Here is a 22,776-nt window from a genome sequence, read left to right as displayed (position 1 = left end):
GCAGGTGTGTTGGCTACGTTATCTCCCCCTGTTCGCTTACAACAGTAAGCTCATCGGGATGAATCAGGGGCATTCATGTCCTGGCCGAAGGTTGCCTTCGGTTGTTCAAATTCGTTCCTGACGAATTTGTCGTTCACTTGCCACTTCCTGTAATTCGAATTATTCAGGGTAAAAAAGGATTGCGTAATGATTAATAAAATTTTTGCACTTCCGGTAATCGAGCAAATTACCCCTGTCCTCTCTCGTCGCCAGCTTGATGATCTTGAAATCATTGTTGTCGATCACCCGCAGGTTAAAGCCTCTTTCGCGCTGCAGGGCGCTCATCTCCTCTCCTGGAAACCAAACGGCGAAGAAGAAGTCCTCTGGCTCAGCAACAACACACCGTTTAAGACGGGCGTCGCATTGCGTGGCGGTGTTCCAATTTGCTGGCCGTGGTTCGGTCCGGCTGCCCAGCAGGGTCTACCTTCTCACGGCTTTGCCCGTAACCTGCCCTGGACGCTGAAAGCGCACAATGAAGATGACAACGGCGCTGTTCTGACATTTGAATTGCAAAGCAATGCTGAAACGCATCAGCTTTGGCCGCATGAGTTTACGCTGTTAGCACGCTTCAAAGTGGGTAAAACCTGTGAGATCGAGCTGGAAGCCCATGGTGAGTTTGAAACCACTTCTGCACTCCACACCTACTTTAATGTAGGAGATATCGCAGCGGTGAAAGTAAGTGGCCTTGGCGACCGCCTGATCGATAAAGTTAACGATGCAAAAGAAGATGTACTGGCTGATGGTATCCAGACGTTCCCGGACCGTACCGATCGTGTGTATCTGAACCCGGAAGCATGCAGCGTCATTCACGATGATTCACTGAACCGCAATATCGACGTTGTGCATCACCACCATCTGAATGTAGTCGGCTGGAACCCAGGCCCGGCGCTGTCTGTCAGCATGGGAGATATGCCGGATGATGGTTACAAAACGTTTGTTTGCGTAGAAACTGCTTACGCCACCGAAACGCAGAAAACAACGGCAGAGAAACCTTCTCGTCTGGCACAAACTATTCGTGTTGCTAAACGATAAGCGATAATTAATACCGGATGATTGACCGAAAAAGTGTGCGGACAACCATCCGGTAAAATCAGGCCATATCCAACGCAGTTTTACCTTTCGGGGCAGGATATGCCTTATCCAGCAATTTCAGCTCGTCGGCGGATAGCGTAATCGCGAGCGCGGCTGCATTCTGCTCCACATGTGCCACGTTTGCCGCTTTTGGAATCGCCACTACCCCCTGATGACGAATAACCCACGCCAGCAAAATCTGAGCGGCGCTGACATTGCGAGCTCTCGCGATATCGTTAACCACGGTGTTCGTGAGCACATCACTGCGTAAACGCCCTGCCTGGGCCAGCGGGCTGTAGGCCATGACCGGCATCTGCTGTTGCTGACACCAGGGGAGTAAATCATATTCAATACCTCGCGATGCCACATGATACAGCACCTGATTAGTGGCACACTGTTGCCCACCCGTAACCTGCCATAACGCCTGCATGTCATCGTAATCTAGATTAGAGACTCCCCAGCGACGGATTTTCCCCTGCGCAATCAATGTTTCCATTGCACTCACGGTCTCTTCAAATGAGTAATCCCCCATCCAGTGCAATAAATAGAGATCCAGATAGTCAGTGTTCAGCCGACGCAGACTCCCTTCACAGGCCGCAATCATTTTTTGGCCGCCCGCATTCCATGGGTAAACTTTTGACACTAAAAACGCATGTTCGCGTCGCCCCGTCAATGCCTCGCCAACGATTTCTTCCGCTGCACCATCAGCGTACATTTCGGCCGTATCAATAAGCTGTAAACCAAGATCCAGCCCTGCCCGCAGCGCATTTACTTCATCACGACGGCGGCTGGCATTCTCGCCCATATACCATGTACCCTGCCCGATAGCTGGAAGCGCAATCTGCTGAGCAAAAATCACCTGCTTGTTTGTCATCACACCCTCCTGTGTTTATGCACCACAGTAAAGCAAAACAACGCGGGTGTGTCCTGTAATGGTGCACAAATTGCACCATCATAGTTTGGACTGATTTTTACGCGGATCATGAGTGACAAGATGTCTGCAGCCAGATACAGAATATGCGTTAATAGTGTTATTCACGCGCAGTGAATAAAAGACAACTTTCCTCGTTTAAAAATAAGTATCGGAGCTTACCCATGGTGATAAAACAAAAAGCCCGCATTTCTGCGGGCTTCCATGTAATCATCTGTTCTTCATTTAGTGAAATCAGAATTTATAAGTAATACCGGTTGAGATCAGACCCGTCCAGGATTTGTCCACCATCGGGCTGTCGGTAATTTCATCAGACAGACGGGTATAACGCGCAGTGGCGTACATGCTCCAGTCGCCAAGGAAATTGTAGTTTGCGCTTAATTCAAGGTACGGGTTCCAGCTGCTGTTAGGATCGTAGCTGCGCAAACCACTGCGGGAAGATTCGTGACGCGATACACCGTAGTAGTAATCGTTCTGGTTTTCGCTGTTCCACTCAACACCAATACCTGGTGTCAGCGTCAGACCACCGTTGGTGTAACGGTACAACCACGCCAGATCCCATACGATACCATTACTGTTGTCCAGCGTGTCTCCCGCCAGGCTGGTGCGCAGGAAACCATATTGCGTATTGTGAACGTAAGACAGACCAGCCATCATGGTGCTCTTACGCTTATCAAGGCTGCGCAGGCGGCTGTCATCGCTGTCGCCCGGCTTAAAGTACATTGGCGACCAGTACGCCATGACTGATAATTTATCTGTGTTGTCATTCCACAGGTAGTAGCCACCGCCCAGACCACGGAACCAGAAGTTCTCGCTTTCGTAGGTCACGACAGGAACGGGATAAACGTCAGTATCATAATCTTTGTAGGGGTGTTCAACCACACCAACGCCTGCGCCCAGCGTCAGGTTGCTTTCTGCTTGCGCAACAGAGGAAGTGGCGATAAGCACGCCAAGTGCCAGAAGTTTGAGTTTGGTCACAATCCATAATTCCTTATTCAAATGTATAGCAACAGAAGTGTAACCGTCATTACGTTACAGCCCAACTATTTTACGTATTAGCCACGTAATGTAACCCCCTAATTTCTCTGCGAGTGATGACATTTTGCTTGCAGAACGATGAATACCGCATGAATCCAACCCTATTTCTTTACATAAGATGTGCTTTTTTTGCTGATGAGTTATTGATATGCCATTGAAATTCGTTTGCGCACACAGGCAAGTTTTGCAAATGCCATCTACGCTTAATTTTAGAAGGTGTATCACCGAATACGTTGATCTCCTGACCACCAAAATGGCATGAGAGTTGCTTATTTCTTCAGCAGCGACGTCGTTCAGTTTACCTCTTCAGGGGCCTCTACTATTCATATGAACGGCTCTTAACATGTGCTAAAAAACGAAAGGACGGCATACCATGAATATATTCGATCACTATCGCCAGCGTTATGAAGCTGCCAAGGACGAAGAGTTCACGCTGCAGGAGTTTCTTACCACTTGTCGGCAAGATCGCAGTGCTTATGCCAACGCGGCAGAGCGGCTATTAATGGCTATTGGTGAGCCTGTCATGGTCGATACTGCCCATGAACCTCGACTTTCTCGACTCTTTTCTAACCGGGTGATCGCTCGTTATCCCGCGTTTGAAGAGTTTTACGGCATGGAAGACGCGATTGAACAGATTGTCTCTTATCTGAAACACGCGGCTCAGGGGCTGGAAGAGAAGAAACAGATTTTGTATCTGTTGGGGCCTGTTGGGGGTGGGAAATCGTCTCTTGCCGAGCGGCTGAAATCGCTGATGCAAAGAGTACCGATTTATGTCCTGAGTGCTAACGGCGAGCGGAGTCCGGTCAACGACCATCCGTTATGCCTGTTTAATCCACAGGAAGATGCCCAGATCCTGGAAAAAGAGTATGGGATCCCGCGTCGCTATCTCGGTACGATCATGTCGCCATGGGCGGCAAAACGTTTACATGATTTCGGCGGGGACATTACTAAATTCCGCGTCGTCAAAGTCTGGCCGTCTATTCTGGAGCAAATTGCTATCGCCAAAACAGAACCTGGCGACGAAAATAACCAGGATATCTCCGCCCTGGTCGGGAAAGTGGATATTCGTAAACTCGAACACCACGCCCAAAACGATCCTGATGCCTATGGTTACTCAGGCGCACTGTGCCGTTCTAACCAGGGGATCATGGAATTCGTTGAGATGTTTAAAGCACCGATTAAAGTGCTGCATCCTCTGTTGACCGCGACTCAGGAAGGAAACTACAACGGCACAGAAGGTATCTCTGCCCTGCCGTTTAACGGCATCATTCTTGCGCACTCGAACGAATCCGAATGGGTAACGTTCCGCAATAACAAGAATAACGAAGCCTTCCTCGACCGTGTTTACATTGTGAAGGTACCGTATTGCTTACGCATTTCCGAAGAGATCAAGATCTACGAGAAATTGCTTAACCACAGTGAGTTGACCCACGCTCCTTGCGCACCGGGTACGCTGGAAACGCTCTCTCGCTTTACTATTCTTTCGCGCCTGAAAGAACCGGAAAACTCGAGCATTTACTCGAAGATGCGCGTTTACGATGGCGAAAGTCTGAAAGATACCGATCCAAAAGCGAAATCCTACCAGGAATATCGGGATTACGCCGGGGTTGATGAGGGCATGAACGGCCTGTCCACGCGTTTTGCGTTTAAGATCCTCTCCCGCGTGTTTAACTTTGACCACGCCGAAGTGGCGGCCAACCCGGTACACCTGTTCTATGTTCTTGAACAGCAAATCGAGCGCGAACAGTTCCCGCAGGAGCAGTCAGAACGTTATCTGGAGTTCCTGAAAGGCTATCTGATCCCGAAATACGCCGAATTTATTGGCAAAGAGATCCAGACGGCTTATCTGGAATCCTATTCCGAATACGGGCAGAACATTTTTGACCGTTATGTCACCTATGCGGACTTCTGGATTCAGGATCAAGAGTATCGCGATCCGGATACTGGCCAACTGTTTGACCGAGAGTCGCTCAACTCAGAGCTGGAGAAAATTGAGAAGCCAGCAGGCATCAGTAACCCGAAAGATTTCCGTAACGAGATCGTCAACTTCGTTCTGCGCGCCAGAGCGAATAACAGCGGTCGCAATCCAAACTGGACCAGTTACGAAAAACTGCGCACGGTTATCGAGAAAAAAATGTTCTCGAATACCGAGGAACTGCTGCCGGTCATTTCCTTTAACGCTAAAACCTCGACTGACGAGCAGAAAAAGCACGACGATTTTGTCGACCGTATGATGGAAAAAGGCTACACGCGTAAACAGGTGCGTTTATTGTGCGAATGGTATTTGCGCGTGCGTAAATCATCGTGATGCAAATGCCCGGTGGTGCCTGCACTTACCGGGCCTACAAAAACATGCAGCGTAGGCCGGACGCGCGTAAGCGACTTCCGGCACTATGCACACTGCGAAAAGTTGGCAGCACGGGAGGAGCTTATGACCTGGTTTATTGACCGGCGTCTTAACGGCAAAAACAAGAGCACGGTTAACCGCCAGCGCTTCTTACGCCGTTATAAATCGCAAATTAAGCAGTCTATCTCCGAGGCCATTAACAAGCGTTCGGTGACTGATGTCGATAGTGGCGAATCTGTCTCTATCCCGACCGATGATATTAGCGAACCGATGTTTCATCAGGGGCGCGGGGGGCTGCGCCATCGTGTACATCCGGGTAACGACCATTTTGTCCAGAATGACCGTATTGAACGTCCTCAGGGCGGCGGCGGTGGTTCTGGCAGCGGACAAGGCCAGGCCAGCCAGGATGGAGAGGGCCAGGATGAGTTCGTGTTTCAGATTTCTAAAGATGAATATCTGGATCTGCTCTTTGAGGATTTGGCCCTCCCTAATCTGAAGCAAAATCAGCAGCGTCAGTTAACGGAGTACAAAACGCATCGTGCAGGTTTTACCTCTAATGGTGTGCCAGCCAACATCAGCGTGGTGCGATCCCTGCAAAACTCACTGGCGCGCCGTACGGCAATGACAGCGGGTAAACGTCGGGAGTTACACGCCCTTGAAGCCGATCTGGAGACCATCACCAAAAGTGAACCCGTTCAGCTGCTGGAAGAAGAACGATTACGTAAAGAGATTGCCGAACTACGGGCAAAAATCGAACGCGTACCGTTTATCGATACCTTTGATTTACGTTACAAGAATTATGAAAAACGCCCCGATCCCTCCAGCCAGGCGGTTATGTTCTGCCTGATGGATGTCTCCGGTTCAATGGACCAGTCGACAAAAGATATGGCAAAGCGTTTTTATATTCTGCTGTATCTTTTTTTAAGCCGGACTTACAAGAACGTAGAAGTGGTCTATATTCGCCACCACACTCAGGCGAAAGAGGTAGATGAGCACGAGTTCTTCTACTCTCAGGAAACCGGGGGGACGATTGTCTCCAGCGCCCTAAAATTGATGGATGAAGTGGTGAAAGACCGCTACGATCCTGCCCAATGGAATATCTACGCGGCGCAGGCATCGGATGGAGATAACTGGGCTGATGATTCGCCGCTGTGTCATGAGATTCTGGCGAAAAAACTGCTGCCGGTGGTGCGATATTATAGCTATATCGAAATCACCCGTCGTGCGCACCAAACCTTATGGCGTGAGTACGAACATTTGCAATCGACCTTTGAAAACTTTGCTATGCAGCATATTCGTGACCAGGATGATATTTACCCGGTATTCCGCGAGTTGTTCCATAAGCAGAGTACCACCAGCAATAATTAGATATCGCTAACAGGCCAGAACATACGTTCTGGCCTGTTTTTATTTTCCCTTCACCGAACAGCAAGCGATGTAATTTAATTGATGTCGCTGGGATTTAAAAAAGCGAAACATTTTAAGGAACCGACGCCGATTTTCATGCGTACGTAAGCCGTTAAATGCAATTTTGAGTGCGCCACCTAACCCCTCATCACGAATTAATCCGCGAGGCGACATTAACGACATTTCGCCATTTTTCTGCATAACATGCTCAAACCCGGCATTCAGGAAGAGTTCACTCCAGCCCTGCCGGGTCATCGGGCTTACGTTTGACTTCACCACCTGCATTAGCTGACTTTGATCGCCCTCACCCAGTTTTTGGCTGGTGAACATAATATCGTGAGTTAATAACCGTCCCCCGGGTTTCAGCACCCGATGGTATTCCGCAATCAGCTTCGCCTTGGCTTTGTCGGCATACATTGTCAACATGGCTTCGTTAATCACAACGTCAAAACTGTTATCAGCAAAAGGGAGAGTGCTCGCGTTAGCAGCCATTACATGGATGTGATTTTCCAGCCCATGAACAGCCACATTACTTCTCGCTCTGGCGAGCGCGTCCTTATCCATATCAATGGCATAAACCGTACAGCCAAAGCGCTGAACCAGCTCTATCGCCGTCGTCGCCATATTGCATGCCACCTCAAGTACCTGGCAATCAGGCGTCAGTTGTGACTGGTTGAACAACCAGTCAGTTGCTTCAATTCCGCCTGGGCGTAGACGGGTTTTACCCAGGCTGGCTAAAAATGTATGGCCCGCTTTTTCAGTCGTGCTCATTTGCCTGTCTCCTTTTTCATAAGTTGCATTATAAATACAACATTAAGATTCAAAGGTGAAGTGTGCGAATGATTTTTATTACAAAATAGACCTCTGCGACAATTCCCATACCGTTAGAGCGGACGTATAGCGTGTGATAGACTGAAGTATCTGACTTACAGGGCTGTAAATCATTATGAAATTGCAACATAAAGCGCTCAGGCACTTTATCTCCGTAAGCGTTATTGTTCTGACATCGACCTTTCTGGTTTACGAACTTGTTGCCAGCGATCGGGCAATGAGCGCGTATATGCGGTATATCATTGAGAAAGCAGATTCATCATTTCTCTATGATAAGTATACAAATCAGAGCATCGCAGCCCATCTTATGCGCCGTTTTTCATCCCCCAAAGAGAGTATTTCACCCGAGCAACGAAAAGCGCTGTGCAACGCTTTCGAGAGCGTTAACGGCACGCATGGACTCAACCTCACCAACCATAACTATCTTCCATTACGCGGTACATTGCAGACCCATTCCGGTAATTGCGTCGAACAACTTGATGACATATTCCTGCTGCCGGCCTTCGACCAGGCGGTAAATGTGAATCGTGAGCTGGTCGATTACGGTCAGGGGTTAGGAACGCTGGAATACAAGTTTCGTTATTACATTGACCTAAAAAATAATTACATCTATTTCTACAATCTCGTTAACTCACTCCAGTTCACCATGAACCATTGGTCCTTTTTGCAAAAAGGCACCCTGGGAATTAATCAGAATGATATTGACGATGTATTTACTGGCCGAACCGTCATTTCCAGTATTTACGAAGATGACCTTACGCAAGAAAAAGTCATGAGCTTTTTAACGCCAGTCTATTCAGACGGCAAACTAAAAGGCGTGGTCATGGTGGATGTGAACAAAGAGAATTTGAAACATATTTTTTATACCAACGACCGTCCTCTTGTATGGCGTTATCTTAACGTCACCCTGTCTGATATCAGCTCGGGAAAGGAGATTATCGTTAACCAAAGCGAGAGCAATCTGTTTCAGTATGTGCATTATATCAATGACATACCCGGTGGAATACGCATCACGTTATCGCTTGATTTCATGTACTTTATTGTCTCGTCATGGAAGATATTCGCCTTTTATCTCTTGGCAACGGTACTCCTTTTGAATATGGTCAGGATGCATTTCCGTTTGTATCACAACGTAACTCGCGAAAATATCAGTGACGCGATGACCGGTCTCTATAACCGCAAAATTTTAACCCCTACGCTTGAACAGCGGTTGCAGCAACTGGTCAATGCAGGAACACTGGTGACATTTATCGCTATTGATTGCGACAAACTGAAAACAATTAATGACACGTTGGGGCACCAGGAAGGCGATCGCGTTATCACCATTCTGGCAAAAGCTATTCAGTCATCTATTCGCAAAAGTGACTATGCGATTCGCCTCGGTGGGGACGAGTTCTGTATTATTCTCATCGATTACGCCACCGAACTTACACCTCGCCTGCTGGAACGCATTAGCCATAACTTACAAATTATTGCGCCGGATAAATCAGTCAGCTTTTCCGCAGGGATATATAATATGCAACCAAACGACACCATTAATGATGCCTATAAAGCATCTGATGCTCAACTCTATCTTAATAAACAGAAAAAACACCTTCGTTCGTGAAAATTTTTCTGCGCAGGATTTTTATCGTTGTACCAGGAGTAAGAAATGACGGAAGTGAATAAAGGTAATGAGACCCATCAACGTTTGATTTCATTGTTGTCAGAGCAAGGCGCCACGTACCGCGTAGTCAGCCACGAAGCAGTCGGCAAGTGCGAAGCCGTGTCAGAGATCCGCGGCACTGCGCTGGGTCAGGGGGCAAAAGCTCTGGTATGCAAAGTGAAAGGCAATGGCGTCAATCAGCATGTGCTGGCTATTCTGTCCGCTGACCAACAGGCCGACCTGAGTCAGCTAGCCAGCCATCTCGGCGGTTTAAGAGCTTCTCTTGCCAGCCCGGCAGAAGTGGATGAGCTAACAGGTTGTGTGTTTGGCGCCATCCCCCCCTTCAGTTTCCATCCTAATCTCAAGCTGGTCGCCGATCCGCTTTTATTCGAGCGTTTTAATGAGATTGCGTTTAATGCCGGGATGCTGGAAAAATCGGTCATCATGGATACTAAAGATTATTTGCGCATAGCCCGACCAGAATTAGTCCAGTTCCGCCGCGCACAATAGCCAGAAATAGTGACCGGTTTATCGGCATAAAAACGCGATCTTATGCGTTCGCCTAAAAATTGTCTTTATCAATAAAAAAAGCCTGTTCCGTCACGCGTTTGCGCGTACAGTAAGCAGGCTTATCTTTTTTTTTGGCAAGGAAACTACGATGTTTGATGTCACTCTGCTGATCCTGCTCGGACTGGCAGCTCTGGGCTTTGTCAGCCATAACACCACTGTCGCCGTTTCAATTCTGGTGCTGATTATAGTCCGTGTTACGCCTCTGAATACCTTCTTCCCGTGGATTGAAAAACAGGGCCTGACCGTCGGGATTATCATTCTGACCATCGGCGTGATGGCGCCAATCGCCAGCGGTACGCTCCCCCCTTCCACGCTCATCCATTCATTTGTGAACTGGAAGTCGCTGGTGGCCATTGCTATCGGCGTTTTTGTTTCCTGGCTTGGTGGGCGCGGTGTCACACTGATGGGTAATCAGCCGCAGCTGGTCGCCGGGCTGCTGGTGGGAACTGTGCTGGGCGTGGCTTTATTTCGCGGCGTACCGGTTGGACCACTCATTGCGGCGGGTCTGGTCTCGTTGATTGTTGGGAAGCAGTAGTCAACCCTGTCAGATAACGGCCTGGCGTCTGGCCCAGGCCTTTTTTGAACATGGTGATAAATGCGGTAGTCGAATCGTAACCCAGCATCTGAGCGACCTGCTGTACGTTTCGCCCCTCTATCAACGCCTGTAATGCCAGGATCAGCTGTAGCTGGTGACGCCAGCGACGAAAACTCAGCCCAGTCTCTTTGACCACCAGCCGGGCAAGATTACGTTCACTCATAGCAAATACACTGGCCCACTGGCCCAGGGTTTGCCATTGCGCTGGCTCCTGCGCCATCGTCGCCACCATCTTACGAATTTTTGGGTGGTCGGATACCGGCAACTGCATTTGCTCCTGCGGCTGCTGCGGTAGCTCATCAAATAATACCTGCGTAAGACGTTGTGTTGACGGATCCATCCGCTGAGCATCGGTTTTCGATGCCAGCGAGAGAATGAGTTCCCGACACAATGGCGCAATTTTCAGCGTGCAGCAGCGTTCCGGCATCACCACTGCATTCGGTTCAATAAACAGAAAGCATAAGCCGGCACCAACAGTAACGTGATTACTGTGTGGAATTTCACCAGGGATCCAAACCGCATACTGAGGAGGAACCATCCACATGGCATTTTCCACTTCACACGTAATCGCGCCGTGCAACGCCAGAATCAACTGACCCTTTCGGTGCTGATGCAGTGGGCTAAAGAGTTCGTCTTCCCGGGCCTGAATACAAAAAGCCACAGCGGCGTCGTGATACAGGTCGGGTTGATATCCATCCAGCCTCAGTCCCAACATAATAATGTCCGATTTTAGCGATAAACTGTCATTTTAGCTTGATTCATCCATCATGTAAAAACGGTAAGGTATCGCCTCGCCTGACGACATGAGAAAACAATGACACATTACTCTTCCCCCCACGGCAAACAGGGTGCTTTGCTTATCGCGGGTATCCTGATGATCGCAACCACGCTACGCGTGACCTTTACCGGCGTAGCCCCACTGCTGGATGCTATCCGGGCTGATTACGGGTTAACCACCGCCCAGACAGGACTCCTGACAACACTTCCCCTTCTCGCTTTTGCGCTGGTTTCGCCTCTGGCTGCGGCCGTTGCACGTCGATGGGGAATTGAACGCAGCTTATTTGCCGCCATGCTGCTGATTTGCGCAGGTATTGGTATACGATCTTTATCCTCACCACTGTTCCTTTTTGGCGGAACCACCCTCATTGGCTGCGGAATAGCATTAGGAAACGTTCTGCTACCAGGGCTAATCAAGCGCGATTTTTCGCAGCATGTAGCGAAACTCACCGGCGCATACTCACTGACGATGGGCGCAGCGGCAGCAATTGGTTCAGCAATCGTGGTACCACTGGCGCTTAACGGATTCGGCTGGCGTGGCGCGTTGTTGATGTTAATGGCCTTTCCTCTGCTGGCTCTGTTTATCTGGCTGCCGCAGTGGCGCCAGAAAGCCCATGCCACGATGAGTAACTCACGTGCGCTGCATTCCCGCGCTATCTGGCGCTCCCGTCTTGCCTGGCAGGTTACTCTGTTTCTGGGGATCAACTCACTTATCTATTACGTGGTAATTGGCTGGTTACCCGCCATTTTGATTAGCCATGGCTACAGTGAAGCTCAGGCCGGATCGCTGCACGGTTTACTGCAATTAGCCACCGCCGCGCCGGGAATACTGATCCCCCTGATCCTGTACAGATTTAAAGATCAGCGGGCCATCGCCGCCCTGGTCGCCCTAATGTGCGCTATCGGTTCTGCTGGTTTCTGGTTGATGCCCGACCGGGCGGTGCTATGGACCCTTTTGTTTGGCTTTGGGTCAGGGGCATCGATGATTCTGGGATTAACTTTCATCGGCCTGCGTGCAAGTTCAGCACATCAGGCTGCTGCCTTATCCGGCATGGCGCAATCTGTCGGGTATTTACTGGCCGCATGCGGACCGCCCCTGATGGGCAAAATTCACGACCTCAACGGTAACTGGCAAATACCGTTGATTGGCGTCGCCCTGTTAGCAACAGTGATGGCTGTGTTTGGATTTTGTGCCGGTAGCAATCGGGAGATAGCTACCTCATAACGCAGCGGGCAGGTTAATGGTAAACCTGCCCTCCTTTTACTCGCGAGCCGCGCGCAGCATCGCCTGGACAAGTGGAACCGGTTTTCCCACCAGCGCTCCGCGTTCATGCTGAAAAAGCGTGCCAACATAAAAAGGATGCGTCACTAACTCAATAGCACGAATATCACCGGCTTCATCCCAGCCCGTCACACGCAAATCACCACGTTCAAGCTCGACGGCAAATGCCTGAGATACGCCATAATTGCAGTGATATCCCTCAGAGATAATATCCTGTCCGTAGGCTTTTGCGATCAGCGTATTTGCCCGCAGTTCAATATTGTCGGTCTTTTCAACCAGTGAGCAAGCTAACGGTGCGATCACCATGCGACCTTCAGTATCGGTTTCTGCATGGGCGGCATCGCTCCAGCCCAAAACGTTACGGGCATACTCGATAATAGCATGCTGAAAACCGCCGCAGGTTCCAAGAAAAGGGATGCTGTTTTCACGAGCGTAGCGAATCGCAATCAACGCGCCTTCAGGGTGTTTGTACGGGCTACCGGGTACGACCCAGATAGCATCATAGCCGACCAGATCTTCGCTACTACTGATATCAGCGGTAGTTAACCAGTCATAATCAGCCATCAATTCGAGAACAGCGGCAGCATCATCGATTGCAAGGGGAATAGCCTGATGTGCCACAATTTCAGGACTGTAATCGCCCACCAGCGCAATACGAAGCGTATCTTTCACAGGAGACATTTCCATAAGAAATTCCTTATGTCAGAGCAATAAGGGACAACATAAGGAGCCTCAGCCTACTGATTTTTTGTTGTTATCACAATCCCTTAAATTGGGAGTGTGCATATTCAAAATGCTATAATGCTCACGTTTTAGTGATCTTATCTGACCGTAACAAACAGCCAGAAAATGACAAGCGCGGTTTCTTAACAGACTGTATTGCGTAGAGGGAAACAGATGAATATTCAGTGTAAACGCGTCTATGATCCGGCAGAAAAGAGTGATGGCTATCGAGTTCTGGTGGATAAATTGTGGCCGCGCGGGATAAAAAAAACCGATCTGGCCTTCAACGAGTGGAATAAACTTCTCACTCCATCATCAGACTTACGTAAAGCGTTCCACGCAGAGTTGATTGATTTTGAACACTTTTCCGAGCAATACCGCGCAGAACTCGCCCGGCAACAGCAGGAAGGCCAGCGACTCGCTGCGATTGCGCGTCAGCAACCCTTAACCCTGCTGTATGCAGCAAAAAACACGCAGCAAAACCACGCGCTCGTCCTTGCTGAGTGGCTACGTCAATGGTGACTGGCCATCACTGCCCGGCAGTCGGATGATCCCTGCGCCAGAGCGCCCATTCATCAATGACTTCCCCGCCGGGTAATTTACAGTCAGACCGTACTCCTTGCGGAGTCTGAACTGCAATCAGCGAGCCGCCTTTTTGTTCGCAGTACACAGAAGCAGGATTTGCCATGCCAATTTTCGGTGGGGTTGGCGCTTCAGGCTGCGTTTTACATCCAGCCAGTACCAGAATACCTGCCAATACGATAAACCCGGATTTCATGTTAACTCCTGTTCAGAATGTTATCCCGGCAGATTACCCCTACTTCCAGTCCATCTCCATGTTTTACTGAACTGTTTCAATCTGATGTTTACATTATGACCAGTGTGGCATGTTTCATCTTTCACAGTGATGTTTTATCATGCAGACCAATATCGCCCTTATCAGTACCCAGGAGTACTTAGATCTCATGTCGGACATGATCCTCGCCCGAGTCTCACAATCTTTAGCCACTGAGCAGTCTGTTGAGAGTCTGGTTCGGCAACTTCTGGAAATGCTGGAAGTGGTGACTGACATGGAATCGACCTATTTAACTAAAGTCGATTTAGATGCCCGCCTGCAGCATATTCTGTATGCGCGTAACAGCAAGCAGATGCAGATCCCCGAAGGGCTATCCGTGCCGTGGGATGAAACATTGTGCAAACGTGCTATAGAAGAAAACTGCCTGTACAGCGATAACGTGCCAGCGCGCTGGCCTGACTGTAGCGCAGCTCGGGCTCTGGAGATCACCACTTTTTTGAGCACCCCGGTTCATCTGCCGGATGGCACGTTCTACGGTACGCTTTGCGCCACCAGCCGACAACAGCAGACGCTAAGCCAACGTGGTGAACAAGTGCTGCATCTGTTTGCCGGTCTTATCGCCCAGTCTATTCAAAAAGAATCACTGGTTGCTCAGTTGCGTGAAGCAAACGCCGCGCTGATTGCGCACTCCTATACTGACGCATTAACCGGGTTACCTAATCGTCGGGCTATTTTTGAAAATATGGAAACCCTCTTTTCACTTGCCCGTCATCTGAAACACAAGGTTGTCGTTGCCTATATCGATTTAGATGATTTCAAACTCATCAATGACCGGTTTGGACATGAAGTTGGCGATCAGTTTCTGATCCAGATCGGTCGACGCTTGCGTCTTGGATGTTGTGAGAATGATATTCTCGGTCGGCTTGGCGGTGACGAGTTTTTGGTTGCCGGGATGTCACAAGAAGATGAAATAGAACAACGTGACCGTCTGCAGAAAGTGAAGGATCATTTACGACAGCAAATTTGCGGCGACTACCATTTGGGGAATATCCAGCTGTTCTATCCTGGTGCCAGCTTGGGCGTTGTGGAAATAGACCCACAGGAGACCGACGTGAACTGCGCGCTACACATTGCAGACGGCGCAATGTACCAGGATAAAAAGCGTCAGGATAAAACCACTTTTGTCACGCATTAAGCCCTGCTATTCTGGCTCATCTTTAAATAACTCTGGCAGATAAGAGCATGCGACTCGGTATTATATTCCCCATTATCATTTTCATTTCCGCGGTCGTTTTCTTATCCTGGTTTTTTATTGGCGGCTATGCTGCACCGGGAGCATCTTGATGAAAAAAACAACGCTCATTATGATTGGGGTAGCCATTATTGTGGTGCTGGGGACGGAACTGGGCTGGTGGTAACACAGAATAAAGGCCACCGATATGTGGCCTTTGTTGTCTGTTTCTTAACCTAGCTTTTGATTTTTCTGTAGATAAACAAAACAACGATCGCACCGATAACCGCAACGACAAAACTACCAAAGTTGAAGCCATCAACTTTACCAAAACCGAAGAGTGTACTGATCCACCCACCAACAACAGCACCGATAATCCCTAATATAATGGTCATAAAGAACCCGCCGCCATCTTTACCCGGCATAATCCATTTTGCCAAAATCCCAGCGATAAGACCGAAAATAATCCATGAAATAATACCCATTTGTTTTCCTCACTTATGTTTTTACGTGAACGATTTACTCGCCGTATAAAAGCATAGCATAGACCTGAAAAATTAAAATTTGTGATCTTAATCACTTTTGATTTTCATCTTTTTCTTATGTTTCACCGGTTTAAACAGTCAGATCCACTGTTTTTTATCTGACGTTTATCGTCATTAATGTCGAATCGACTGTCATTTTCATCCAGTTTTCGAAGCCAGCCCTTGCCGTAACTGCGTTTTCACTTATGGCACACTTTATGCTTATACAGCCCGTCGCTACGACAAATCGTAGTCCGCGATGCAATCGCGTGGCTTCGTCTACAATTCGCGCTATTTCAGCTTTTAACAGGTCTGTTATTGATGAAAAAAATCACCAGTGTTTGCCCATACTGTGGGGCCGGGTGCAAGCTCAAGCTTGTTGTTGAAAATAACAAAATCATCCGCGCCGAAGCCGCAGAGGGTGTAACAAATCAAAATCAGTTATGCCTGAAAGGCTACTATGGTTGGGATTTCCTTAACGACACTCGCCTTCTGACCCCCCGTCTGACTCGCCCGATGATCCGCTATGAAAAAGGTGGAAAATTCACGCCCGTTAGTTGGGATGAAGCCATTCGTTACACCGCCAAACGCTTATCCGAAATCAAAAACGCCTATGGTCCCCGCGCCATTATGACAACGGGCTCTTCCCGTGGTACCGGGAATGAAACCAATTATGTGATGCAAAAATTCGCCCGCGGCGTGCTCCATACCAACAATGTCGATTGCTGCGCCCGCGTCTGCCACGGCCCTTCCGTCGCCGGCCTGCAAGAAACGTTAGGCAATGGTGCAATGAGTAACTCCATCAGCGACATTGAAAACTCCAAATGCCTGCTCATCTTTGGTTATAACTGCGCAGATTCTCACCCGATTGTGGCCCGCAGGGTTATCAAAGCGCGTCAGAATGGCGCTAAAATTATTGTGTGCGACCCTCGCCGTATTGAAACAGCACGTATTGCAGACCAGCATCTTCAATTGAAAAACGGCTGTAATATGGCGCTGGTAAATGCCTTCGGCCATGTTCTCATTGAAGAGCAACTCTACGATCGTGAGTATGTGCAAAAACATGCTGAGGGTCTGGAAACTTACTGGGAAACCGTTAAGGATTATGCCCCGGAATCCGTTGAGCACTTAACTGGCGTTCCTGCACAACAGGTGCGTCAGGCGATGCGCACATTTGCATCAGCCCCTTCTGCCACCGTCATGTGGGGGATGGGAGTAACGCAATTTGGGCAGGCCGTTGACGTTGTACGTGGACTATCATCCCTGGCGCTACTGACCGGGAACCTGGGACGTCCTAATGTTGGCGTCGGTCCGGTACGTGGACAAAATAACGTCCAGGGCGCGTGTGACATGGGGGTTCTGCCTAACCAGTTCCCGGGTTACCAGGACGTGACCGATTTTGCAGTAAGGGAGAAATTTGCCAAAGCATGGGGTATTGACGTCAATCTGATGGATGACAAGGTCGGTACACGAATCACTGAAGTCCCACACCTGGCAATAGAAGGCAAAGTCAAAGCCTACTACATCATGGGGGAAGATCCGCTGCAGACCGAAGCCGATTTGGGTCTGGTTCGCGAAGGGTTCAACGCACTCGATTTTGTCGTTGTGCAGGATATCTTTATGACCAAGACGGCGGAAATGGCTGACGTTATTTTGCCTGCTACCTCATGGGGTGAACATGGTGGTGTTTTCACTTGTGCCGACCGTGGCTTCCAGCGTTTTGAAAAAGCCATAGAACCAGGCGGAGATGTGAAACGCGACTGGGAAATTATCAGTCTGCTGGCTAGCGAAATGGGCTATCCAATGCTCTATCAAAATAACCAGCAAATCTGGGATGAGATGCGCGAACTGTGCCCATTGTTCTACGGTGTTACCTACGAAAAAATGGGCGATATGGGACACGTCCAGTGGCCTTGCCCGGATCTCGATCATCCAGGCACCCCCTATCTGTACGAAAACAGCCAGTTTGATACCGCCAACGGCAAAGGCAAACTGTTTGCCGCACATTGGCGGGCGCCGGCAGAAGTCCCTGATGAAAAATATCCGATGGTGTTATGTACCGTGCGAGAAGTCGGGCATTATTCCTGTCGTTCTATGACAGGTAACTGCGCGGCACTTCAAGCGCTGGCAGATGAGCCTGGCTATGTACAGATCAATGCCAGTGACGCAGAAAAACACGGGATCCGTCATCGCGATCTGGTATGGGTCAGTTCTCGTCGCGGGAAAGTGATCAGCCGGGCGGATGTCTCAGAGCGCATCAATCGCGGAACGGTTTATATGACCTATCAATGGTGGATTGGCGCATGTAACGAGCTGACGCAGGATAACCTGGATCCTATCTCTAAAACGCCGGAAACCAAATATTGTGCGGTGAATATTGAACACATTGCCGATCAAAGTTGGGCGGAGAACTACGCAGCGCAATCGTACAGCGAAATGAAGTCACGTCTGTGCGAAGCCATTGAGTAAGCGGTAGTAAAACCAGCCTGAGTCTTACTTTCCGGACTCAGGCTGCATGTCCTGTCACTCGGCCAGTTGCGCTTTGCCTACGTGAACAGACGCATACTCTTCCTGCTTATCACGGTGCATAAAGCCGAAGTTAATAAAAAATAACCCCACCATAAACGGCATTTCATACAGTTCTTCAATAAGATCGCCATAATGCGCATTGTGCAGGAATAGCGGTGCCAGCAGACGATGGTGCTCCACGGTGTCGGAAATCAAAAACGCACATACCGTAATCACCAGCAACCAGATCGGCAGCGGTTCCTCACGAAAGCGTCGCGCGATTTCCTGACGTAAGCGTTTCGAGATCAGTACGGGTAGTATAATCATGGCGATTAGAACCACAGAGATGGCGCGGAATACAAGCTTTGGATATTCAGGAAAGTAATCACGTCCCCAGCTGGTACTTCTTCCCAGCAATACTAACCACCACACCGTCGCCCATAACCAAAATTGCTTCCCACCTTCAGGACGGGATAAGGGCCGAATGTACAGTGCGGTAAATACAGCACCAAACAGCAACCATAACGCTTGCCCGTTCTCAATGCTTCGGACAACAAGGCCGTTAAGCAGAGGCAGATTCCAGTTTGCGGTGAACGGGATCGCCACGACAATCAGTCCAAGAATGATTGAAGGTAATGTAAGTCGGGTATCAAATTTCATAAGCGCAGTGTTCTTTTCAGTGTCTGGCTTACGATCATAACCCTTGTGAATAATTGGCTATTAGCAATGAATGCGTATTTCTTAAGGTTTTCTTAATGTTGTTTCATAAATAACCAATGATGGAACTGGTTAATTTATAAAGACAAAAAGCCGCAACACGCTCTCATAACGCGTTGCGGCTTTACAGAAAGGACCACAAAATTAACCAGTAACAGTATGTGTAATGTTACCAGCCACAGACTTCATGCTCATTTTCGGTATCGTAAGAACGTACGGTATTCACCAGGTCTTTGACGACTTCAGCTGCCACATCTGGGATCAGCAACGTCATCGGTGTCTCAGTTTCATAATCAACAGAAACGCCATTGCTGTTGTTAGTGACGGTGACGGTATAGGTTGCTTTACCCATGATTTACTCCTTACCGGTACGCACGACTTTTCGTTGATTAGCACTCTCCATCAGGACTTCAGGCGCAACAAAAAAATCGATATTAAAATAGGTGTCGTCGGTCATTACTTCGATGTTGTGCCATTTTTCCGGCGGAAAAACGCCAAACTGACCGGCTTCAATAATCATCACTTCTTCTGGCTCCGGGCTGTGCTCATCCGCGAATCCGAGATATTTGACCGCCCCCTGCATAACCGAAAGTCGAGGATATACACCGGCACGGGTTCCCTTATCAAGGTGGCGTTCGAAAATTCCGGCAGGCGCGGTCTCTTTGTTCCAGAACGGAGTTGAACGTGTATGGATATGATTCTGTGGAATTTGAAGCATTTTTCTTCCCTTTTCCAGTCGACAACCAGCGACCTTTATTGAATCGCTGCTGTGAACAGGGTACGCCTCAATATATATATTTAAAATACCATTTATTGGTTACTGCGGGTTTTCACAATTAATAAGCAGGAGCGGGGAATTTTGAAAGCCCGCCGCCAACAGCGGGCCAGTGGCATTATGACTGAAGCGTAGCCAGACGCGCAGCAAAACCGACAAAAATCAAACCGATAAGAGAGTTGCCAATCTTAGCCAGTTTTTTCTTCGTGCGAATATATTGCGTCACAAACGCGCCAGAGAAAATAAGGAAGCTCAGATAGAAAAAGCTCACTATCTCAAGCGTGATGGCCAAAATAAAAAATGACAGCCCTGAGTGCGGCGCATTGACATCAATAAACTGCACGAAAAACGAAACATAAAACAATATCGCTTTAGGGTTTGTCAGGCTCAGAATTAATGCACGCTTGAAAATCGCGCCAAACGGAACTTCTTCCGCCGCCGCATTACCATTTTTCGATTTCAATGTTGCATAGAGGATCTTCGCGCCGAGATACAGCAGATAAAAAGCGCCGAGATAACGGACGATATTAAACAAAACAGGCGTTGTTTTGATCAGTGCAGCGACACCTGCATAAGCCAAAAACATCAACACAGCATCGCCGATAAACACACCGCTTGCTGCAAGATATCCCCCCTTTACTCCTCGTCCGACGCTGTTCTTCAGCACAAATATCGTATTGGGTCCCGGCACCAGCACGATAAAAATAGCACCGACCAGATACGTCCAGTAATTCAGAACTCCATACTCTGCGAACACGTTAACCTCTTCCTGAAAAAACACATGCACTTACTGCGAGACAATATGCTAACGAATGCGCCGTGCGATGGAAAGGAATGGTTGAGAATAATGCTCTCTGTTGCAGCTATATTGCAGCATTATTTTTCTCGTTCCAGATTTGCAACGATGAAACTCATTTTTGCGCCTACCCAATACCCAGCTCAGCCACTAATGTTTATCCATAACTCGAGCCTTCCGAGGCGCCCTCTCATCACCTGGAGAAAGAAAAATGACTATTGCTTATAAACGTCTTGATAAAGATCAGGCTGCCGTACTGCTGGTTGATCACCAAACGGGTTTGCTGTCTCTGGTTCGTGACATAGATCCAGACAAATTCAAAAACAACGTACTGGCTTTGGCCGATCTGGCGAAATACTTCAAGCTACCCACCATTCTGACCACCAGCTTTGAAACGGGCCCTAACGGGCCACTGGTACCCGAGCTGAAGGCGCTGTTCCCTGAAGCCCCTTACATCGCTCGTCCAGGACAGATTAACGCCTGGGATAATGAAGATTTTGTCAAAGCGATTAAAGCGACGGGCAAAAAGCAGTTGATCATTGCCGGGGTTGTAACGGAAGTGTGCGTTGCGTTTCCTGCACTGTCCGCAATTGAAGCGGGATTTGATGTATTTGTGGTTACCGACGCGTCTGGCACGTTTAATCCTTTGACCCGTGACTCCGCATGGAATCGTATGTCTTCAGCCGGCGTCCAGCTGATGACCTGGTTCGGTCTGGCCTGTGAACTACACCGCGACTGGCGTAATGATATTGAAGGGTTGGGAACACTGTTCTCCAACCATATTCCTGACTACCGCAACCTCATGACCAGCTATACCACCCTGACATCCGAAAAATAATTCACAAGTGACACTTTTTATACAAAACCCGCCATTGCTGGCGGGTTTAAATAAATGGTCATCGCGCAAATTAATGATGCAGCATCTCGTCAACGACCTCTGCCGCTTTTAGCTGATACGGATAATACGTCGGCCAGTTGTCCATCTCTTCAAGCAAAGCCGCCTGTGAGGTATTACCGGTAAATATGTGGAAATGGCTCGACTTGCGCGGTGCGATAATATGATCGCTGAACTGAACATACTTTGGTGCTTTACTGCCAGCATCTTTGCATTCAAACAGGTAGCGAACGCCTTTCTTACCTGACTGATAAGTCAATATTTTATATCCGGCATAATCATACTTGCACGATTCAACCTGATTACCGGTATGAAATTCCATCACCCCATCCTCAATGCCGATGGTGTCCACATTGGTTACATAACCTTTACGGTAATAGGCTTTAATCTCATCCGCCGTTTTGCTTTTGTCCTTCTCCGCTTTCTTTTTGAATACCGGATCAAGTTCACCGCTTACCAGATATGGGTATACAGACTGCCACATGCCATCCCAGTCGCTCAGCGACCTGTCTTTGACATTTTTATCATCGAAAACACCTTCTGACGCTTTTTGCTCTATTTCTGTCATCGGTGCACCGTGGGAATGGTGACCATGAGCTAGAACCTGACCACTGGCTAAAAGCATCCCCAGAACGACTGCCAGTTTTTCAAAACGAATAGCCAAAATTTCACCCTCAAAATGTTTGCGAGTGAATTGTTATAATATAACATCACAACACAATCAACACTGATGTTATAAATTCAACCTTGCTGGTGAGCGATTTTCCAGCGGCTGTCAAAATGGGCCTGATACTGTGCCACAACGGCAGGCTCTCCCCTGATAACCAGAACATTCTCAGAATTCTCAAACTCTGCGGATTTGGCAAAATTGAAAGATCCGGTCTCCAGCGTATCGCCATCAATAATCATCACTTTGTCGTGCTGTATGTGGTAATGACCGTCCAGTTGAACATCAATCCCATTGGCAGTGGCAAAAGTGATAGCTTTCTGACTGACCTTGCCCTGGTTGCGTTTTTTATCAACCACGGCCCGCACCACTACGCCTCGTTTTTCCGCATTCACCAGCGCCTTTACAATGTCTGCTGACTGGAATGAATAAGCCATCATATCGATGGTGTGTTCTGCATGGTTAATTGAATCCAGTACTAATGCCCGAGCAGAGCCTTCCGGAGAAAAACCCACCTGTATCGAGGCATTAGCCAGCGGGATCACTGACCAAAATAAAATGGCAGCAGCAACAATATGTTTCATATGCACTTTCATGTATTACTGGGAGAA

25 protein-coding genes and 1 pseudogene are annotated in these 22,776 nt (G+C 48.6%); 13 read left to right on the top strand and 13 right to left on the bottom strand.

The window, feature by feature from the left end; all coding sequences use genetic code 11:
- Positions 1-186: 186 nt before the first annotated feature.
- Positions 187-1,071, top strand: coding sequence for a D-hexose-6-phosphate mutarotase (locus LG384_RS09675; RefSeq protein WP_200011581.1), 885 nt, complete (start codon positions 187-189; stop codon positions 1,069-1,071).
- Positions 1,072-1,129: 58 nt separating this feature from the next.
- Here LG384_RS09675 and LG384_RS09670 read toward each other — a convergent pair whose 3' ends face one another.
- Together LG384_RS09670 and LG384_RS09665 are read right to left on the bottom strand one after the other, a co-directional pair.
- Positions 1,130-1,984: an aldo/keto reductase gene (locus LG384_RS09670; RefSeq protein WP_048221616.1), complete on the bottom strand. Its 855-nt coding sequence runs from the start codon at positions 1,982-1,984 to the stop codon at positions 1,130-1,132.
- Between the two features lie 291 nt (positions 1,985-2,275).
- Positions 2,276-3,019, bottom strand: a complete 744-nt coding sequence (locus tag LG384_RS09665) for a MipA/OmpV family protein (protein WP_045441974.1) — start codon at positions 3,017-3,019, stop codon at positions 2,276-2,278.
- Between the two features lie 433 nt (positions 3,020-3,452).
- Between LG384_RS09665 and yeaG the strand changes: the two genes are divergently transcribed.
- Together yeaG and LG384_RS09655 are read left to right on the top strand one after the other, a co-directional pair.
- Entirely contained in the window at positions 3,453-5,387 is a 1,935-nt protein-coding gene (yeaG, locus tag LG384_RS09660) for a protein kinase YeaG (protein WP_045441971.1), read from the top strand.
- Positions 5,388-5,510: 123 nt separating this feature from the next.
- Positions 5,511-6,794, top strand: a complete 1,284-nt coding sequence (locus LG384_RS09655) for a YeaH/YhbH family protein (protein WP_045441968.1) — start codon at positions 5,511-5,513, stop codon at positions 6,792-6,794.
- A 39-nt stretch (positions 6,795-6,833) separates the two neighbouring features.
- Here LG384_RS09655 and LG384_RS09650 read toward each other — a convergent pair whose 3' ends face one another.
- On the bottom strand, positions 6,834-7,604 hold the full coding sequence (locus tag LG384_RS09650; protein WP_045441965.1) for a class I SAM-dependent methyltransferase: 771 nt from the start codon (positions 7,602-7,604) through the stop codon (positions 6,834-6,836).
- 175 nt (positions 7,605-7,779) lie between these two features.
- Here LG384_RS09650 and dgcJ point away from each other — a divergent pair, with 175 nt between their 5' ends.
- The 3 genes from dgcJ (at position 7,780) to LG384_RS09635 (ending at position 10,414) form a co-directional block, all read left to right on the top strand.
- A complete protein-coding gene (gene dgcJ / locus LG384_RS09645; RefSeq protein WP_045441963.1) occupies positions 7,780-9,270 on the top strand; it encodes a diguanylate cyclase DgcJ in 1,491 nt (496 codons plus the stop codon).
- Between the two features lie 45 nt (positions 9,271-9,315).
- Positions 9,316-9,819, top strand: a complete 504-nt coding sequence (locus LG384_RS09640) for a YbaK/prolyl-tRNA synthetase associated domain-containing protein (protein WP_225760824.1) — start codon at positions 9,316-9,318, stop codon at positions 9,817-9,819.
- Positions 9,820-9,967: 148 nt separating this feature from the next.
- Complete coding sequence (locus LG384_RS09635; RefSeq protein ID WP_045441958.1) at positions 9,968-10,414, top strand: DUF441 domain-containing protein; 447 nt, start codon at positions 9,968-9,970, stop codon at positions 10,412-10,414.
- Here LG384_RS09635 and LG384_RS09630 read toward each other — a convergent pair.
- Positions 10,343-11,189 (bottom strand): annotated as a pseudogene (locus tag LG384_RS09630) (helix-turn-helix transcriptional regulator). The gene LG384_RS09635 and the pseudogene LG384_RS09630 sit on opposite strands and share 72 nt — an antisense overlap.
- Positions 11,190-11,288: 99 nt before the next feature.
- On the opposite strand from LG384_RS09630, the gene LG384_RS09625 reads away from it, so the two are divergent.
- Complete coding sequence (locus LG384_RS09625; protein ID WP_225760823.1) at positions 11,289-12,476, top strand: CynX/NimT family MFS transporter; 1,188 nt, start codon at positions 11,289-11,291, stop codon at positions 12,474-12,476.
- A 36-nt stretch (positions 12,477-12,512) separates the two neighbouring features.
- Here LG384_RS09625 and LG384_RS09620 read toward each other — a convergent pair whose 3' ends face one another.
- Positions 12,513-13,220: a CTP synthase gene (locus tag LG384_RS09620; protein WP_225760822.1), complete on the bottom strand. Its 708-nt coding sequence runs from the start codon at positions 13,218-13,220 to the stop codon at positions 12,513-12,515.
- A 210-nt stretch (positions 13,221-13,430) separates the two neighbouring features.
- On the opposite strand from LG384_RS09620, the gene LG384_RS09615 reads away from it, so the two are divergent.
- Entirely contained in the window at positions 13,431-13,778 is a 348-nt protein-coding gene (locus LG384_RS09615; protein WP_225760821.1) for a DUF488 domain-containing protein, read from the top strand.
- A 7-nt stretch (positions 13,779-13,785) separates the two neighbouring features.
- Here the strand turns inward: LG384_RS09615 and LG384_RS09610 are convergent, their stop codons facing one another.
- Complete coding sequence (locus LG384_RS09610) at positions 13,786-14,034, bottom strand: DUF333 domain-containing protein (protein WP_045441944.1); 249 nt, start codon at positions 14,032-14,034, stop codon at positions 13,786-13,788.
- 187 nt (positions 14,035-14,221) lie between these two features.
- Between LG384_RS09610 and LG384_RS09605 the strand changes: the two genes are divergently transcribed.
- From LG384_RS09605 to yoaJ, 3 genes are read left to right on the top strand one after another with little or no spacing between them, the layout of a single operon-like run.
- Positions 14,222-15,247, top strand: a complete 1,026-nt coding sequence (locus LG384_RS09605; RefSeq protein ID WP_225760820.1) for a sensor domain-containing diguanylate cyclase — start codon at positions 14,222-14,224, stop codon at positions 15,245-15,247.
- A 47-nt stretch (positions 15,248-15,294) separates the two neighbouring features.
- Positions 15,295-15,396 carry a YoaK family small membrane protein gene (locus LG384_RS09600; RefSeq protein WP_144243066.1) on the top strand — a complete coding sequence of 34 codons (102 nt, stop codon included), beginning with the start codon at positions 15,295-15,297 and terminating at the stop codon, positions 15,394-15,396.
- A complete protein-coding gene (gene yoaJ, locus LG384_RS09595; protein WP_099530266.1) occupies positions 15,396-15,470 on the top strand; it encodes a protein YoaJ in 75 nt (24 codons plus the stop codon). Before LG384_RS09600 ends, yoaJ begins: the two co-directional genes overlap by 1 nt.
- A gap of 49 nt (positions 15,471-15,519) precedes the next feature.
- On the opposite strand, the gene LG384_RS09590 is transcribed toward yoaJ, so the two are convergent.
- Positions 15,520-15,768: a GlsB/YeaQ/YmgE family stress response membrane protein gene (locus LG384_RS09590; RefSeq protein ID WP_045441938.1), complete on the bottom strand. Its 249-nt coding sequence runs from the start codon at positions 15,766-15,768 to the stop codon at positions 15,520-15,522.
- A gap of 360 nt (positions 15,769-16,128) precedes the next feature.
- Between LG384_RS09590 and fdhF the strand changes: the two genes are divergently transcribed.
- Positions 16,129-18,276: a formate dehydrogenase subunit alpha gene (gene fdhF, locus LG384_RS09585; protein WP_225760819.1), complete on the top strand. Its 2,148-nt coding sequence runs from the start codon at positions 16,129-16,131 to the stop codon at positions 18,274-18,276.
- Positions 18,277-18,330: 54 nt separating this feature from the next.
- Here fdhF and LG384_RS09580 read toward each other — a convergent pair whose 3' ends face one another.
- The 4 genes from LG384_RS09580 to leuE all read right to left on the bottom strand — a co-directional run bounded on the left by LG384_RS09580 (position 18,331) and on the right by leuE (position 20,564).
- The gene (locus LG384_RS09580; RefSeq protein WP_045441932.1) at positions 18,331-18,975 is read right to left on the bottom strand and encodes a hypothetical protein; all 645 of its coding nucleotides are present in this window, start codon (positions 18,973-18,975) and stop codon (positions 18,331-18,333) included.
- A gap of 226 nt (positions 18,976-19,201) precedes the next feature.
- On the bottom strand, positions 19,202-19,384 hold the full coding sequence (locus tag LG384_RS09575) for a DUF1869 domain-containing protein (RefSeq protein WP_045441929.1): 183 nt from the start codon (positions 19,382-19,384) through the stop codon (positions 19,202-19,204).
- 3 nt (positions 19,385-19,387) lie between these two features.
- Positions 19,388-19,750, bottom strand: coding sequence for a DUF1971 domain-containing protein YeaR (gene yeaR, locus LG384_RS09570; protein ID WP_045441926.1), 363 nt, complete (start codon positions 19,748-19,750; stop codon positions 19,388-19,390).
- A gap of 175 nt (positions 19,751-19,925) precedes the next feature.
- Positions 19,926-20,564: a leucine efflux protein LeuE gene (gene leuE, locus LG384_RS09565; protein ID WP_045441923.1), complete on the bottom strand. Its 639-nt coding sequence runs from the start codon at positions 20,562-20,564 to the stop codon at positions 19,926-19,928.
- Between the two features lie 250 nt (positions 20,565-20,814).
- On the opposite strand from leuE, the gene ycaC reads away from it, so the two are divergent.
- Positions 20,815-21,441, top strand: a complete 627-nt coding sequence (gene ycaC, locus LG384_RS09560; protein WP_045441920.1) for an isochorismate family cysteine hydrolase YcaC — start codon at positions 20,815-20,817, stop codon at positions 21,439-21,441.
- Positions 21,442-21,511: 70 nt separating this feature from the next.
- Here the strand turns inward: ycaC and zinT are convergent, their stop codons facing one another.
- Together zinT and LG384_RS09550 are read right to left on the bottom strand one after the other, a co-directional pair.
- A complete protein-coding gene (zinT, locus tag LG384_RS09555) occupies positions 21,512-22,156 on the bottom strand; it encodes a metal-binding protein ZinT (protein WP_370637140.1) in 645 nt (214 codons plus the stop codon).
- An 83-nt stretch (positions 22,157-22,239) separates the two neighbouring features.
- Positions 22,240-22,749, bottom strand: coding sequence for a phospholipase D family protein (locus tag LG384_RS09550; protein WP_225760817.1), 510 nt, complete (start codon positions 22,747-22,749; stop codon positions 22,240-22,242).
- Between the last annotated feature and the right edge of the window lie 27 nt (positions 22,750-22,776).

This window comes from Citrobacter sp. Marseille-Q3906, assembly GCF_916618775.1.
GTDB lineage: Bacteria > Pseudomonadota > Gammaproteobacteria > Enterobacterales > Enterobacteriaceae > Citrobacter > Citrobacter murliniae.
This window is presented reverse-complemented; position numbering and strand designations above follow the sequence as displayed.